The sequence below is a fragment of the Melaminivora alkalimesophila genome (assembly GCF_000282995.1).
GTDB lineage: Bacteria > Pseudomonadota > Gammaproteobacteria > Burkholderiales > Burkholderiaceae_C > Melaminivora > Melaminivora alkalimesophila.
The window spans coordinates 1-2336 of the sequence record NZ_ALEE01000641.1 but is presented as its reverse complement, the minus strand read 5'-3'; the positions used below and the strand labels follow the sequence as shown (position 1 = coordinate 2336).

The 2336-nt window shown below is 67.1% G+C and carries 2 protein-coding genes; both read left to right on the top strand.

Annotation, left to right across the window (positions count from 1 at the left end; translation table 11 throughout):
- Positions 1-8 precede the first annotated feature (8 nt).
- On the top strand, positions 9-1304 hold the full coding sequence (locus A612_RS12510) for an ABC transporter substrate-binding protein (RefSeq protein WP_051001503.1): 1296 nt from the start codon (positions 9-11) through the stop codon (positions 1302-1304).
- A 167-nt stretch (positions 1305-1471) separates the two neighbouring features.
- Positions 1472-2281, top strand: a complete 810-nt coding sequence (locus tag A612_RS12505) for an ABC transporter ATP-binding protein (protein ID WP_019374809.1) — start codon at positions 1472-1474, stop codon at positions 2279-2281.
- Positions 2282-2336 lie beyond the last annotated feature (55 nt).

Here is a 2336-nt window from a genome sequence, read left to right as displayed (position 1 = left end):
CCGCCGTACTGGCCGCTGCCGGCGCCTCGGTATCCACCAGCGCGTTCGCGCAACAGGCGCCCGAGCAGTTCTTCCCGCTGCTGTCCTACCGCACCGGCCCCTACGCGCCCAACGGCACGCCCTGGGCCAACGGCAAGCAGGACTACCTCAAGCTCATCAACGCCCGCGACGGCGGCGTGAACGGCGTGAAGCTGACGTTCGAGGAGTGCGAGACCGGCTACGCCACCGACCGCGGCGTGGAGTGCTACGAGCGCCTGAAGAGCCGCCCGGGCGTGGCCCTGTTCGATCCGCAGGCCACGGGCATCACCTTCGCGCTGACCGAGAAGGCGCCCGTGGACAAGATCCCGCTGATGACGCTGGGCTACGGCCTGTCGGTGGCCGCCGACGGCATGGCGTTCAAGTGGAACTTCCCGTACATGGGCAGCTACTGGACGGGCGCAGACATCCTGATCCAGCACCTGGGCAAGCAAAACGGCGGCCTGGACAAGCTCAAGGGTAAGAAGATCGCCCTGGTCTACCACGACAGCCCGTTCGGCAAGGAACCCATCCCGCTGCTGCAGGAACGCGCCAAGATGCACGGGTTCGACCTGCAGCTGCTGCCGGTGACCGCCCCCGGCGTGGAGCAGAAGGCCACCTGGCTGCAGGTGCGCAAGGACCGGCCCGACTACGTGCTGCTGTGGGGCTGGGGCGTGATGAACTCCACCGCCCTGAAGGAAGCCCAGGCCACGGGCTACCCGCGCGACAAGATGTACGGCGTGTGGTGGGCCGGCGCCGAGCCGGACGTGCGCGACGTGGGCGAGGGGGCCAAGGGCTACCACGCGCTGGCGCTCAACGGCTACGGCAAGGAAGCCAAGGTCATCCAGGACATCCTGAAGCACGTGCACGACAAGGGCCAGGGCACGGGTCCGAAGGACGAGGTCGGCTCCGTGCTGTACACGCGCGGCGTGATCATCCAGATGCTGGGCGTGGAGGCCGTGCGCCGCGCGCAGGAGCGCTTCGGCAAGGGCAAGGTCATGACCGGCGAGCAGGTGCGCTGGGGCATGGAAAACCTGGCGCTGGACCAGAAGAAGCTGGACGCGCTGGGCTTCAACGGCGTGATGCGCCCGCTGTCCACGAGCTGCAGCGACCACATGGGCTCGACCTGGGCGCGCGTGCACACCTGGGACGGCAAGAAGTGGAACTTCTCCTCCGACTGGTACCAGGCCGACGAACAGATCATCAAGCCGATGGTCAAGGCCGGCGCCGACAAGTACCTCTCGGACAAGAAGATGCAGCGCCGCGAGACGGGCGACTGCCAGAGCTGATCCGGCACGCCTCCGGGGCCGCTGCGCGGCTCCCCCCTTCTCTGGCGTGCGCTTCACGCACGGGGAAGGGGGTGGGGGCAGATTTTGGCTGGCTGAGCGGCAGCCGCCTATCGCAAGGGTTGCGTCGGCAGCCCTTGCGATTGGCACCCAACGCGGAAGTGAGAGTTATGGACACCAGAAACATCGTCCTGAACGTCAACGGCATCGAGGTCATCTACAACCACGTGATCCTGGTGCTCAAGGGCGTGTCGCTGCAGCTGCCCGAGCGCGGCATCGTCGCGCTGCTGGGCGGCAACGGCGCGGGCAAGACGACCACGCTGCGGGCCATCTCCAACCTGCTCAAGGGCGAGCGCGGCGAGGTCACCAAGGGCTCCATCGAGCTGCGCGGCGAGCGCATCGAGAACCTCTCGCCCGCCGAGCTGGTCAAGCGCGGGGTGGTGCAGGTCATGGAAGGGCGGCACTGCTTCGCGCACCTGACCATCGAGGAGAACCTGCTCACCGGCGCCTACACCCGCACCGACAAGGCGGAGATCGCCGCCAACCTGGAGAAGGTCTACAACTACTTCCCGCGCCTGAAGACCCGGCGCACCAGCCAGGCGGCCTACACCTCGGGCGGCGAGCAGCAGATGTGTGCCATCGGCCGCGCGCTGATGAGCAACCCCAGCATCGTGCTGCTGGACGAGCCCTCCATGGGCCTGGCGCCGCAGATCGTCGAGGAGGTCTTCAACATCGTCAAGGACCTCAACGACAAGGAAGGCACGACCTTCCTGCTGGCCGAGCAGAACACCAACATGGCGCTCAAGTACGCCGACTACGGCTACATCATGGAGAGCGGGCGCATCGTCATGGACGGCCCCGCCCACGAGCTGGCCAACAACGCCGACGTCAAGGAGTTCTACCTTGGCATGGGCGGCAGCGAGCGCAAGAGTTTCCGCGACGTCAAGAGCTACAAGCGCAGGAAGCGCTGGCTCGCCTGACGCTCGTCGCCCCTTCCCCGTCCTTTGCTGACTGCCAACCCGCCGACCCGGCGGG